General features: G+C 36.1%; 10 protein-coding genes. 1 reads left to right on the forward strand and 9 read right to left on the reverse strand.

All coding sequences use genetic code 11. The features are described 5' to 3' along the window. The first annotated feature begins 46 nt into the window (after positions 1–46). Positions 47–442: a DUF3224 domain-containing protein gene (locus PSR14_RS16660; protein WP_000454087.1), complete on the forward strand. Its 396-nt coding sequence runs from the start codon at positions 47–49 to the stop codon at positions 440–442. A gap of 125 nt (positions 443–567) precedes the next feature. On the opposite strand, the gene PSR14_RS16665 is transcribed toward PSR14_RS16660, so the two are convergent. From PSR14_RS16665 to PSR14_RS16705, 9 genes are all read right to left on the reverse strand, one after another. Next, positions 568–1,815, reverse strand: coding sequence for a DUF1015 domain-containing protein (locus PSR14_RS16665; protein ID WP_073540975.1), 1,248 nt, complete (start codon positions 1,813–1,815; stop codon positions 568–570). A gap of 13 nt (positions 1,816–1,828) precedes the next feature. After that, positions 1,829–3,001: a 3-phosphoglycerate dehydrogenase family protein gene (locus PSR14_RS16670; protein WP_073540977.1), complete on the reverse strand. Its 1,173-nt coding sequence runs from the start codon at positions 2,999–3,001 to the stop codon at positions 1,829–1,831. A gap of 12 nt (positions 3,002–3,013) precedes the next feature. Further along, complete coding sequence (gene serC / locus PSR14_RS16675; protein ID WP_061130605.1) at positions 3,014–4,096, reverse strand: 3-phosphoserine/phosphohydroxythreonine transaminase; 1,083 nt, start codon at positions 4,094–4,096, stop codon at positions 3,014–3,016. A 208-nt stretch (positions 4,097–4,304) separates the two neighbouring features. Further along, entirely contained in the window at positions 4,305–4,496 is a 192-nt protein-coding gene (locus PSR14_RS16680) for a DUF378 domain-containing protein (protein ID WP_000670803.1), read from the reverse strand. Between the two features lie 89 nt (positions 4,497–4,585). Continuing rightward, positions 4,586–5,653 (reverse strand): glycoside hydrolase family 113, encoded by a 1,068-nt coding sequence (locus PSR14_RS16685; protein ID WP_141114581.1) that lies wholly within the window; start codon positions 5,651–5,653, stop codon positions 4,586–4,588. 200 nt (positions 5,654–5,853) lie between these two features. Next, positions 5,854–6,093, reverse strand: a complete 240-nt coding sequence (locus PSR14_RS16690; protein ID WP_000997186.1) for a cupin domain-containing protein — start codon at positions 6,091–6,093, stop codon at positions 5,854–5,856. 293 nt (positions 6,094–6,386) lie between these two features. Next, the gene (locus tag PSR14_RS16695; protein ID WP_000762809.1) at positions 6,387–7,214 is read right to left on the reverse strand and encodes an AraC family transcriptional regulator; all 828 of its coding nucleotides are present in this window, start codon (positions 7,212–7,214) and stop codon (positions 6,387–6,389) included. Between the two features lie 553 nt (positions 7,215–7,767). Further along, entirely contained in the window at positions 7,768–10,158 is a 2,391-nt protein-coding gene (locus PSR14_RS16700) for a penicillin acylase family protein (protein ID WP_000454348.1), read from the reverse strand. 99 nt (positions 10,159–10,257) lie between these two features. Next, complete coding sequence (locus tag PSR14_RS16705) at positions 10,258–13,677, reverse strand: DUF4132 domain-containing protein (protein ID WP_073540981.1); 3,420 nt, start codon at positions 13,675–13,677, stop codon at positions 10,258–10,260. Positions 13,678–13,760: the final 83 nt, after the last annotated feature.

Consider the following 13,760-nt stretch of genomic DNA (forward strand, 5'->3'; position numbering starts at 1 on the left):
GAATTGGTACTTTTTAAAAGTATATAATTGGAGGGAGATTACGTGTATGGAAGTAACATTTACAGTAAGTAAATGGGATGAAAAACCAATTGATGATAATAAAAAAGATTTCCCTATTAATATTGCTCATGTTGAATATGATATTGATGGGGAATTAAAAGGAAAGGCTTTTGTTGAATACTTATTATATTATTTAGACTCAAATATAAATGATGGTCACTTGGCTACTGCTAAAATTTCTGGATTTTTACACTTTGAAGGGATTTATAAGGGGCAACAAGGGACATTTACAGCTATAGAGCAAGGAATATTTGATAAAGGAAATTTAGATTCCCCAGGAACAATTATTAAAGCTACCGGTAACTTAGAAAACCTACGAGGATTCTATAATTATCAGTTTACAGGTCAAACTAGTAAACTAGTTTTAGAGTTTAAATTTTAGCAAAACATCCTATAAATTAGTGGAAAGGACATTTCTTGTAATACTAGGAATGTCCTTAACTCTTTTAAAATAAGAAAAACCGAAACTAAAATCATTTCGGTTTTTCAAACTAATGAAGTCTATCATTATTTTAAAGAATGTACAAATAACCCACTACGCAGTTTCGGTTCAAACCACGTTGATTTTGGCGGCATAACTTCTCCAGCGTCTGCGATTGCTAATAAAGATTCCATTGATGTCGGATATAGCGAGAACGCCGCTTTATATTCACCGCTATTTACAAGGCGTTCTAGTTCTTCTAATCCGCGGATTCCTCCGACAAAGTCGATACGTGAATCAGATCGCGGATCATGTATTTCAAGTACTTGGCTTAATAAGTGATCTTGCAGAATAGATACATCTAAACCTTTCACAAGATCATTCGCATCAAACGTTTCCTCTTTCACTGTGAGCTTATACCACTTCTCGTTCACATACATGCCAAATGTTTTTGGTTCATTTGGTTTATACGGAGATACAGATGCTTCTTCTACATAAAAGTACTGCGTAATTTGATTTAAAAACTGTTCCTCTGAAAAGCCATTTAAATCTTTCACAACTCGGTTATAGTCCCAAATTGATAATTCATCGTGAGGGAATAGCACGGATAAAAAGAAATTAAACTCTTCTTCTCCTGTGTAATTCGGATATTGCTCTCTTCGCATGAGCCCTACTTTTGCAGCTGATGCCGAGCGGTGATGTCCATCTGCAATATAAAGATTAGGAATATCTTCAAATAAGTTTACTAAACTTGCAATTACTTCTTCATCATCTATTTTCCAAGCAATATGCCTAACGCCGTCTTCCGCTGTAAATGTATAGATTGGCGTATGTTCTGCTTTCCAGTTTGCGATGAAACGTTTCACTTCTTCTTTTGTACGATATGTTAAAAAGATAGGACCTGTATTTGCGTCACACACATCTACGTGGCGAATACGATCAAGTTCTTTTTCATGGCGCGTTCTTTCATGTTTTTTAATTGTATCGTCTTCATACTCATCAATAGATGTACAAACGACAAGACCGGACTGCGTTCTTCCTTGCATCGTCAGTTCATAAATGTATAACGCTGGCTCTTCGTCTTGAATGAACACTTCTTCTCGTATCAATCGATTTAAATTTTCACCCGCTTTTTCATATACGCGATCATCGTACTGTGAAAGCGCTGGGTCTAAATCAATTTCTGCTTTATCAACGTGTAAGAAAGAATACGGATTCCCTTTTACAACCTCTCTTGCTTCTTCACTATTTAATACGTCATATGGTAAAGCTGCAACTTGTGCTGCTTTTTCTTCTACTGGACGAATGGCCCGAAACGGTCGGATTTTTGCCAATTCCCTCTCTCCTTTACACAATCATTCGAACGGCTACAACACCTGTAATTTTGCTTATATTTTCCACAATGTTCTCTTTTATTATATCATCAATTCCGTTATCAATATCAATCATCGTGTACGCCCAAGAATGTTTACTACGATTAATCATATCCGCAATATTTATATGATGTTCTGCTAAACATCCTGTAATTTGTCCTACCATGTTCGGAACGTTTTGATGCATGATTGTAATACGTTTCTTTCCGATATACGGCAACTCAACATTTGGATAGTTGACTGAATTACGAATATTTCCTGTCTCTAAATATTCACGTAATTGACGAGCTGCCATGATCGCACAATTTTCTTCTGATTCAGATGTAGATGCACCAAGGTGAGGCGTCGCAGTTACATTTTTCATCTTTATCACATTTTCATTTGGGAAGTCCGTTACGTAATGTGCAATAACATCTTCTTCTAACGCTTTTTGAAGAACCTTTTCATCTACAAGTTCACCTCTAGAAAAATTGAATAGACGCATCCCTTTTTTCATCTTCTCTACAGCGTGTTCACCAATAATCCCCTTCGTTTGATTCGTAAGAGGAATATGCAGTGTAATATAATCACACGTTGCAAAAATTTCATCTAAACTAAATGCTCTTTGCACATGTGTAGAAAGGCGCCAAGCTGTTTCAACTGAAATGTAAGGGTCATATCCGACAACGTCCATCCCTAAAGCTAACGCATCGTTCGCAACTAAAGCACCTATTGCACCAAGCCCGATAACTCCTAGACGTTTTCCCGCAATTTCAGATCCAACAAATTGTTTTTTTCCTGATTCAACAAGCTGCGGTACTTCTTCACCTTCTAAATTTTTCGTCCAGCTTACTCCGTTAATAATGTTACGTGAAGACATAATAAGACTGGCGATAATAAGTTCCTTTACTGCATTAGCATTCGCCCCTGGCGTATTAAAGACTACAATCCCTTTTTCTGTACACCGCTCGACAGGAATATTATTTACACCAGCACCAGCTCTGGCAATCGCCTTTAAATCTTTTGAAAATTCTTCTTGATGTAAAGAATAGCTGCGAAGTAAAATACCGTCTGGGTGGTCCATTCTCTCCCCTACTTCATAGCGCTCTCCGCTAAGCACTTGCAAACCTTTTTCTGCAATTTGATTTAACGTTTGAACACGAAACATATCCCCATCTCCCTATCTATTCTCAAGCTCAAATTCCTTCATATAATTTACTAATTGCTGTACGCCGTGTGCTGGCATCGCATTGTAAATACTTGCGCGCATACCACCGACTGAACGATGTCCTTTTAGTGTAACAAGTCCTCGTTCTTTCGCTTTTTGTAAAAACTCACTGTTCAGCTCTTCTGACGGTGTTGTAAACGGAATGTTCATAAGTGATCGATACGTAGGATCAACTGGTGAAGTAAACAATTTTGATTCATCTAAGAAATTGTAAAGAAGTGAAGATTTTATTTTATTTTGTTCTTCAATCGCAGATACTCCGCCTTGCTCTTTCAGCCACTCTAGTACAAGTTTTGTTACGTAAATACTAAAGGACGGCGGTGTATTATATAAGGAGTTATTTTTGCTGTATGTTTCATAGTTTAACATTGTAGGACAAGAGCGATCTGCTCCCCCAATTAAATCTCTTTTTATAATTGCAATCGTTAAGCCTGCTGGCCCTAAATTCTTTTGCGCTCCCGCATATATAAGACCAAACTTCGAAACATCATATCGTTCTGATAAAATATTTGAGGACATATCCGCAACGAGCGGTACTTTATCTACATGTGGAATGTCCACATACTTCGTTCCCTCAATTGTATTGTTCGTTGTAATATGTACATAATCTAGTTTTTCATCGCCTAGTAAACCATCCAGTTTAGGAATTGTAGTAAACTTCTCATTTTCAGAAGAAGCAATCACTTGCACTTCTCCTACTTTTTCAGCTTCTTGCATCGCCTTTTTAGACCATGAGCCAGTCAATATATATCCTGCTTTTTTATACGTATTCATTACATTCAGCGGTATCATAGAAAATTGTAATGACGCACCGCCTTGTAAAAACAATACTTCATACTCATCAGGAATGTTCATTAATTCACGAAGTAAGCTACTCGCTTCCTCTATAATACTTTGAAAATAAGAAGATCGATGACTCATTTCCATAATAGACATGCCTGTCCCGTTATAATTTACTAGCTCCTTTTGCACTTTCTCTAAAACTGGCAAAGGGAGTATTGATGGTCCTGCTGAAAAATTATACACTCTTTCCATCACCCGGATGACCTCCCTATTTCTCATTTTGGTATTTTTTAAACTTTCTGAATTATAACCCACAATACAAGACATGGTCAATTTGTTTTCTATTATTACGGCGTAAGACGCAATGGAATCGCTTGCAAGTGCCAATGTTTTTATAAACACATAAAAAAGTGTTAAGTACATAATCGTACTTAACACTCTAGTAATAAAAGAATAATAGCTAATTATCCGTAAAGAACCGATCAAAAATTTGATAAATTGCAGAAAGACCAATGAGCCAATAAATAGTGTCCACAAGCGCCGGCATAGAACCAAACCATTTCTCAACTACATTGTAATCTAACGCTACAAATAACCAATTCAAACCGCCAAGAATCACCAAAATTACTGTAAGGTAAGACAAAAATTTCATTATGATTGCCCCCTAGGTGATAAGATGGTGAAAGGCCTTTCACTAGAAATATATGTGCCAAACTTTAAAACTTACCTATTTTATAAAAATTATTTTCGGTACCAGCCGTTAATAACTGTCGCCGTTTCTTGACTATGTATTTGATACGCATGCGTACTATCATTAGAACCAATAAACCAAATTGAAAAACCTTTAAAATATGGCTTTGGTTCTAATACGTCACGGTAAGCGCGCCATCCGTTTAATTGTACGTTTTTTGAAAACACATTAGAAACATCTGGATTCCACGGATTTTGCAAGCCTAGTTCACGCGCTGGAACGTTAAATCCACCAAAGTAAACTGGCTTTCCTGTTGCTTTATGTAATTGTTCTAGTTGCTGAACAACATTCTGTCCACGATTATATACTGTCGTCGCAAATAAACTTTGCTTCACTTCTTCGTATGATGGATTTCTTTTTTCCGAAACTTCAAACCAACTATCGATACTAACAATGTCTACCTTCTTTAAATACGGACGATTTATTTTCTCAACAAACTTCGCTTCATATGAAGGATCCCAGCTTGCTGTTAACCACCAATTCATTTGATACAAAACATTTCCTTTATACTGCTGGCGAACAAAATCAATCGTATCGCTCCAATATCCTTCTGCATATTCCATATTCACGAAATTAGAAGCAATCTTGAGCCCATACACATTGTATTTACTTGTAATCGAGTTAAAGATGTCTTGCAAAATAACCGTTTTCCAATTCCAGAAGAAATCATTAATATTACTTGGATTCCATTCCGTTTCTCCAACATTTCCTTGTTGAATATATGGGAACGGTTCTACTATAACTTGAATATTACGCTTTAATAATTCTTGAATTAAAATAATAGCCTGTTGCTTTTGCGCTTGATTAATTACCATGTTCGTAGAAGTCACATTCGGAATATCTACCTGAATTGGTACATTTACTGTATTTAAATTTAAGCGCTCTACATCAGCTAACACTTTCGCTACATTTCCAACTTCCCATACCGTTACATTTCCTGATTTAATTTTTCCAGATTGAACAGTATTTACATCTGCCTGTACATTTCCTTGAAAACAAAAAGAAAACAGCATAATAAACACTCCTAAAAAACTTATTAAACTCTTATTTTTCTTCACAACTTTCCCCCTGTAATTTTTGGCTTTCTTGATTATTTTATACAACGTTTCATATATATTCCACAAAAAAACCAATAAATTTTTATTGATAAAATGCTATTCATCCCTTATTCACATTTTATTCACAATAAGTTTCCAAAAATAGTAAGATAAATAAAAAAGGAACGGATTTCCGCTCCTTTTTTATCTTTTTACGATTATCAATCCATTTCCCTTTTAGGCTCTACCAACATAATGTGGGATTCCTTTTCAGTGAACGGTTTATGCTCAACGCCCCTCGGGACAATAAACATCTCGCCTTTAGAAATTTTCACCTGTCCATCACGAAAATTGATGAACATCTCCCCTTCAAGCACAATAAATAGCTTATCTGTATTAGGATGCTCATGCCATATAAAATCTCCATTAGCTTTAAAAAGCTGAATTTGATCGTCATTCATTTCACTAATCACTTGTGGATACCAATAATCGTTAATTTTAGATAACTCGTCATTTAGTTTAATAGGTTGGTAATGGATAATGATCCCTCCTCATTTTCAACTTCCACTATATTACAGTAATCTAAGTAAAAAAGTCGTTATTACGCTTAAAAAGAAAATGCTCAGGCCAGAACTTTTCATTCAGATAGTACAAAGGAGTGATTTCAATGAAAGTACTTTCAATCTAATGTTTCCTTTAACTCTCCATAAGTATAGAACAGTGATTTTCAAATAAGAATGGACCTCTGTTGACATTAGTATGGATTATTGATGAACTTCTCGCGATATTTAGTAGGCGAAATGCCAACTCGCTTCTTGAAAACTCTACTAAAATAAAAAGGGTCTGCGATTCCAACAGCCTGCGCAATTTGTTGTACAGGCACACCACTTGTACATAACATTTTTTGAGCCATCTTTATACGATAGTTCAATAAATATTCTGCTGGCCCCATACCTGCATGCTTTCTAAACACGTAAGAAAGACGATTTCGATTAACATTATTTTGTTCTGTAAGCGTATTTATTGTAATATCTTTATAATAGTATTTATGAACATAACTAGATATTCGTTCGAATAAAGTATGCGATTCATAGTTGTTTTCTCTATTGACAACACTTAATAAAGCTTCATTCAACGCTTCGCGAAACAGCATTTCAGTCTGAAACATCGAAATGCCTCCTCGCTGATTATACACATCCCAAAGACGCATAAGTAATTCGACAAGACGAGGAGATTGCCCTGTTAACAATTCAAAATGCTGATGAGTAAAGCCAGAGTCTTCTCGTTCTGAATTGCTTATCCGATATAAAACAAGAATATATTCCCAGTTTATTTCACCAAGCATTTTATGGGCTAATGTCATTTTTGCACCCCCATGTATAACTTTTCCTGGGGAAAGGATATACGGCGTACCATTAAATTGAAATTGCGTCTTCCCTGTAAGTGGAAATACAAATCCTGGGAAAGAATCTGTAGACTCAGCACAAGGCACACCTGGATTTTTAGCATAACGATATACTCCTTCTACTCGGAAAGGAGTATTGGCAAGATACTCTGCTAACTCATTCACGTCCAACTTCACAATGCAAGCCTCATTTCAATTATAGTTTTCTTGTAATTCGTGAGATTAATTGGTGTACATTCTGGGCAACGCTAAACTAAAAATAGTACATACGACTTAACAACATCTAGTTATTAACCTATAAATATATTGTTTTTCATTTATTGACAAAAATATCCTCCCTATATTATTGATAATGATTTTCATTGTAGTTTGATAAAAAAACATTTGTCAAGTTGGATGGCCTAGAAAAATGATGAAACAAGGGGTACAGAGGAACAGTTCTGTTGCAAATAATATCTGGTCTTTGTTAACTAATTCCCCTTAAAACTGGAATGATCATGTTAATAGTTGTAATGGCTTTATTAGTTACAGCACTTGCAGCATGTAGAAATAATCGTAATCCTGAAGAAGTTGCTACAGCGTATTTCGAAGATGGAAACAGCCTACTATCCAATTAAATGATAGTAGGCTGGCTGTTAAAATGATTTAAGAACTGGGTTATGTTCTAAATGATAAGATTTCATTATCAAAAAGATTATTACTAGTCCTCTCCACAAACAAAAACACTCTATCACTTCGGCTCCAAATTTAACACCTTCCCTTCTATCCCCTCCGTATTCAATGTAGTCGTATGATACGTGCCATTTACCCAATCATCTATTTGATCATGATACCAATCACTTCTAAAATGTCCTGATTGTCCTGGTCCTACAATATGATAACCGTTTGACATATCTTTCGTATCAATAACGAATCGCCAAGAAGCTCCGTGATTGACAATACCGTTATCTCCGTAACTCGCCGCTTGAACGGTAACTTGACTTCCGCCAATTGGAACTGGTTTCTCACGATTAAATGCAAGTAGTGCTAACATACTAGATGATTTTGAAATTGGATGTGTAAAAGCAAGTTGATGGTAATCGCCCCACTTCCACTCTGTAACATCGGGTCCATATTCCTTCTGTAATTTCTTTATTACATTCTCGTACGATGTATGCACAACTTTTGTGAAGCCCCCGTATTTCTTAAACCAAGCGCTATTTTCTCCTGCTACTTCTTTTCGAATCAATTCATCCACGACTTGTGACTTCCCTTCAAATAACTCCATCACATCTTTCGGAATTTCTTTTGAAAATAACGTATTTGAAATCTCTTTCATTAATAGATGGAATATTAACGGTGCCGATTCATCTTTACTATCGTAAAAATTCCACTTCGTTAATTGTTTTACGCCCTCTTTCTCTACTTCATTTAAAGATGCTTTATTTAACTCTTTTAAAAATATAGGAGCAAACTCTTTCCCGTATAAATTTTTTTGATCCATCTGTAACTCTTCTAAATCTTTCACTGTATATTTTTCCTTCTCTTGTAAAAACTCTTGAATACGCATTTGCCTATATGGCTGCGCCCACGTATTACTAATATGGTACGGATAATTATCATCTACAATTTTATTATTCGCAGTTGAAATAAACCCTTGTTTTGGATTGATTACTTTTGGAAGTTGATCATACGGGATATACCCTTCCCATTCATATTCATCTGTCCATCCTGGCACAGGCAGACTACCATCACCTTTTTTACGCACTGGTATATTTCCATTTGCTTTATAAGCAATTGTGCCGTCGTTTGATGCAAATACAAAATTTTGAGTTGGTGTATGAAAATCTTGCAGTGCCGTTTCAAACTCATTCCAGTCTTTCGCCTTATTCATATTTAATACAGCCTTTAATTCAGCGGAAGGCTCCAAAGCAGTCCATTTCAAAGAAAATACTGTTTTCGTCTTCTCTTTTCCTTTATCCGCAAACTCTGAAATGACTGGGCCATGCCTCGTAACTGTAACATTATACGGAATTGTTTTCCCGCCTTTTACTTTAATAGATTCATCCACAACGGTAGCTTTTTCCCACTTATCGTTATACAGAAATTCATTTTCATTATTAGGATTTCTCTTCTCAATATATAAATCTTGCACATCAGGACCTGTATTCGTAACGCCCCATGCTATTTTGTCATTGTGCCCTAATATAACCCCTGGTACGCCAGCGAAAATAACGCCACTTACGTGTAAATCTTTCATTTCAAGTTTCGATTGATACCAAATAGAAGGTGTCGCAAGAGATAAATGAGGATCATCCGCTAAAATCGGCTTACCAGACGCACTCTTCTCACCGCTTATAACCCAGTTATTACTACCATTAAACTCTGGTGGAATGATTGCTTTTGCAAAACTTTGTGCAACATTCACATTTGTATTCTCGAGTTCAGCTAGCAATCTAGGCGCATCTTTCGGATATGTAGGAAATAACTCATTTGCTTGCTCTTTCGGCAAATTTTTCAGCGCCCAATATCGAAATGCCTGTCCATGCCAATGTCCGCCTAAATCAAACGCCATATACTTTCCAATTGTTAATGTATCAACAATAGACCATTCAGCAGGTTCGTAGCCTAATATAGTAAACTCAACCGGCAATTTCTTTTCCTCTTTTGCCTCGCGTATAAAAGCGTTCACCCCATCAGCAAATGACTGCAGAGCAAATTTTGCTTCTCCATCATATTGGCTAACAGACGCTTCGGCTGCTCGCCGTAAACCGAGTGTTCGAAACAACTTATCTCGGTCAACAGCTGCTTCCCCCACAACTTCACTTAACATCCCAGAAGCTTGCCTTCTACTTAAATCCATTTGAAATAATCGATCTTGCGCTTGTACATACCCTTGCGAAAAATATAAATCATGTGCATTTTCCGCTTTAATATGTGGTACTCCTTTACTATCTCGCTTTACCGTAACAGCACGTTGTAAATCCTCTAGTTTTATCGTTCCATCTATCTTTGGCACAGATTTCAGCGTATATATGTTCAAAAAAATCGCTGTACATATAACTAACAAAAGGACGATACTACTAGACCAAATGAAAATTTTCTTACCCCTAGTTCGTTTCTTTTTTATAACAACTTCCATATAACCCCTCCTTTCTCAAACTATTCGCTTCTATTTTGAAAGAACCTTTTTGAAAAGTTGAAAACCCCCTTCATTTTCCTACAAATGAAGGGGGAATTTTTATCGTTTATTACGCCAGCTTTCATTATGACCAAGATTTGAATCGGTCGCTAATTGTACATCATATAATATTTCACTAAAGAAATACTTATCTACTTCTTTTGGCACAATGCGTCTTTTATCATCAATTTCATCGTATTCATATGAACCACGATTCACTGTACCTGCTTTATAAAATTCAATATCATACACACATATATCTTCTTCATCTTCATAGCCAATCGGCGCTCCGCTAAATGACAGTTGTGCCCCTAATCCAGTGCGAGTATCTTCTTTATAAAACGTATAATACACACCGCCATCTTGAACTGATCCGCGAATCCATCCAAGTTTCGTCATCTTACCGAATAACGAGCGACCATTTAATAAAATACCACCAAACCTCTCAACAGTAACCTTATCATTTTCCTCTACTACAAACACTGGACGTTCCATTTGTAAGAACGGCTGGACAATCTTAGAATGTTCCAGTTGCTCTTTCCACAATTCCTTTTCCGTTTCGGATAATTCTAACGGATGAATGAAACCAATCACGGTTCCAGACGAAAATTCATGATTCTCTCCTATCACCGAATAAAACATACCATCCTCCGCATAACGGAACATTTCCAGTAACTTTCCTTCCGTATATTCACCCCAAATAAGTGAAGTTGCAAATTGCTTCATAATTGGATTCTCCAGAAATAGCGCCTTCCACGAATCGTATGACCAATAGCGCTTTCTTGATAGAGCAGCTTCCAAACGTTGTTTCTGCATGGAAAGAGCACTTCGAAGCTCTTTCTTTAAAGTGGATACCTCTCTCTTAGCTAATTCAGCTTTTTCTATATCATCTTTTGCATTCGGCTTTGGAAGTGACTTCATACGTTTCCCTTCTTCTGTCTCTAATTCAATTTTTGACTCTGCAGTTAATATGGCCGTAAAACACCTATTCCCAAAATCAATCTCCTTCTCACCACGTATATTGAAACCAAGATTTGGTACCAGTTGATCTTCCAGCTCCTCTTCCGTTATACTACGTGTTTTTGCAGCGAGACTTAGTGCTTCTTTTGCCGCATTACGCACTTGTTTATGTTTATATTTAAAGGCCATTGCATGAATAGACATAAGTGCAAGCTTAGATGAGGACAAGCCTAAAGCCCGAACAGCATCAGCTGCAATTTTCCCTCGCATATCGAGCACCCATTCATCGATTTGCTTTTTCAGTATGCCGACCATTTTGTCATCACTATATATTCCATATAACGAAAGAATACCGCGTTTCTTCACATCTGCATCTTGAGAAATCCATGTTTGATATATTTCTTGCACACATTCTTTCAAGTCCTGTTCATTTAAAGTACTCCCAATCGCTTCAACTTCTTCTTTCTTCTCGATAACAGAATCTGAAATGTACTGCCGCAAATAAGCTAATGGAATTGTAGCATCGGCAATTTCATTAGAATGACGAAGACGGATTTGTGGTTCATCCCCAATCAATTGCAGAAGTGAATTTCTTTTTTGTTCCGTTACGATACGGCCACAAAGTTCTTCTATATTTTCTGCGCTTCTCCCCACTTCAAGTAATGGAGCAAATTTCTCGGCCAAAGAGGCATTCTTCTTATCTTGCAAAGCTTCCTGTACAAGTTCTGTATATTTTTCGATCTTATACCCTATAAGCAGTTTCATCACATTTTCACGAACAATTTTCTTTTTATTATGAAGTTCCAGCGCTACATCCTCCGCAGCTTCTACATCTCTTGAAAGAAGTTTAATTACAGACTCACGCATTTTTTTAGATGAATCCCCTAAAGTTTTAATTAAAATGGGACGCATTTTAATCATGTTATCCTTTGCTAACTCTTCTAAAATATATGCTTTGGCAACAGCAGAATACTCATCAAACTGTTCAATTATATACGCTTGTTCTTTTACAATGACATGAACAAGCGCTTCCTTCGCCTCATTTCTCTCTTCACTGTAGCATGCAGCTTGTTCAACTGCATAGGCAATCAGCTTTTCCTTACTTAGCCCATACGAAAGAAGTTCTTCTAATACTTGTTTCGGTTCTATCCCTCTGACAGAGCATTCGTAAAGAAGTTCATATAAATTAACACTATATACATCTCCAAATTGCAAGGTAAGTGCCGCTTCTCTTTTTGCTACATCATCTATATCCCAAAGAAGTACAACTTCTAAAACTGGCATATCCCAATACATATTTCTATATTTCGGGTTTGTAAGTATTTGCTTCATTTCATCAAATGACAATTTCCCGAGTAAATAATCACGATACGTATCCCGCACCGTAGACAACTTAAGTTGCAAAGCAGCGATAAAAAATTCTTCTCGCATTCTCCCTCTATTTAACTCATGTCCTTTTTCAGCTAACGTTCGTGCGATTATGAGGTAATTACTTTTACTTATATACTGCAAAGTACGTTGAACAAATTCAGGATTTTCTTCCGCCACGGAGCATAACATTTCATATTCATACGCTTTACAAAATTCTTCATTATTTAAATCATGTTGCCTCAGGCGGTGCGCAAAGAATCTTTCCTCAGAAATCCAAAACTGTTTACAAAAACTTTGAATTTCATTATAGGTTTTCTTATTTACACTCCCTGTTCGTTTATAGTTTTGGGGCTGATTGAGAGTTTGACACACGTAACACGTAGCATGATTTATAAACCCCCACACGTTTTTCTTTGCTAATATTTCCACATATCGCCTCGCAACGTTTGAATACTTATGGACATGAAATAACAGTCGCCAAATATAGTCCGGTAAATTTCCACCTAAAAATAATTCCCTATCACTTTCATCTTTTATATATCTTTCAGTTGCTTCAATCTTTTCCTTTTCCCCATTCAAATTCAAAATAAATTCAGCATGTTCTTTTAATCTCTCTTCCAATAAAGAGCTATACGTATGGAACCTCTCATAATCTACTTCAAACATTACGAGAAGTAGTGATAGTTGTTGCTTATTTAGTAAAGTATGTAATTGTCTCTCTATATAGTTCGGATTCTCTTTTGTTAACTCTTTCAGAAAACTATACGCCTCATTCACATAACTAGAGATATTAGTTAAATATTTACATGCAATGACTACAAGTTGATCCAATGGAAGTGCACTTTTTTCTAAATAAACCTTCATATTAGAAAAATCTACATATTTAAACCTTATTATAAGAACATTTAACAACTGCTCCCCTAACAAGTAATAGAATAATCGTAAGAAAGCTGGATCTTGCTTATGCACTTTCCTAAAATCATTTATAAACCGCTCAGCAAAATCGCCTCTTCTTTGATCTCGAATTGTCGTTAATTGAATATCTTTCAAAATCTCTTCTTCTTTTGTTTGTAAATATAGCAGTGATAATTGTTCCTGTTTTTCTGTCATATGAATATATTGAAATAACCGAGTTGTATTTGTAGTCAAACTTTGTTCCCCCGCATCTTTTATCCATTATAAAAACATCCTTATTTAATGGTAGTATAGCATAAAATCTACCAAAACGAACA

Origin of the sequence: Bacillus sp. A01H, assembly GCF_045277205.1 — a bacterium.
Taxonomy (GTDB): Bacteria; Bacillota; Bacilli; order Bacillales; family Bacillaceae_G; genus Bacillus_A; species Bacillus_A paranthracis.

Bases quoted from the DNA above. Each gene is read 5' to 3' on its own strand.
- PSR14_RS16660 (WP_000454087.1), top strand. From the start codon at position 47: ATGGAAGTAACATTTACAGTAAGTAAATGGGATGAAAAACCAATTGAT.
- PSR14_RS16700 (WP_000454348.1), bottom strand. From the start codon at position 10,158: ATGGAAGTTGTTATAAAAAAGAAACGAACTAGGGGTAAGAAAATTTTC.
- PSR14_RS16670 (WP_073540977.1), bottom strand. From the start codon at position 3,001: ATGTTTCGTGTTCAAACGTTAAATCAAATTGCAGAAAAAGGTTTGCAA.
- PSR14_RS16680 (WP_000670803.1), bottom strand. From the start codon at position 4,496: ATGAAATTTTTGTCTTACCTTACAGTAATTTTGGTGATTCTTGGCGGT.
- PSR14_RS16690 (WP_000997186.1), bottom strand. From the start codon at position 6,093: ATGAATGACGATCAAATTCAGCTTTTTAAAGCTAATGGAGATTTTATA.
- serC (WP_061130605.1), bottom strand. From the start codon at position 4,096: ATGGAAAGAGTGTATAATTTTTCAGCAGGACCATCAATACTCCCTTTG.